At 59.3% G+C, this 419-nt stretch carries 1 protein-coding gene; it reads right to left on the bottom strand.

Annotated features, from left to right (window positions below):
• Positions 1 to 419: transposase (locus KP705_RS18185; RefSeq protein WP_215765311.1), on the bottom strand; the 419-nt coding region annotated here is incomplete at both ends.

Raw genomic sequence — 419 nt, forward strand, 5'->3', positions numbered from 1 at the left:
GGGTTTGTAGCCAAAGAATGGGATAGCGAGATCACTCGACGGCATGGTTCCATCGTCCTGCCGCTTCGCTTTCGTGAACTTCAGCGTCCAGCGCGCATGGCGATCCTTGTGCGACAGCTTTGACGGCTTGTCCTGCCAGTCTTCGGGAATACGGCCTGCCCGGAGATCGGCTTTCTCGGCGTTCGTGTTGCGCTGCTTTGGAGCCGCCACCAGCGTTGCATCCAGGATCTGGCCCGACATCGGCAGATAGCCGGCGTGCCGCAGGGTCGCGTCAAAACGGTTGAACAGACCCTCGATCGCTCCCACCTGCGTCAGGCGCTCACGGAACAGCCAGAGTGTTTTGGCATCAGGAACACGATCTGAAAGCCCCAGCCCAAGGAAGCGCATGAACGASAGGCGATCGTTGATCAGATATTCCG

The sequence above is a fragment of the Gluconobacter sp. P1D12_c genome, from assembly GCF_018812105.1.
Classification (GTDB): domain Bacteria; phylum Pseudomonadota; class Alphaproteobacteria; order Acetobacterales; family Acetobacteraceae; genus Gluconobacter; species Gluconobacter oxydans_A.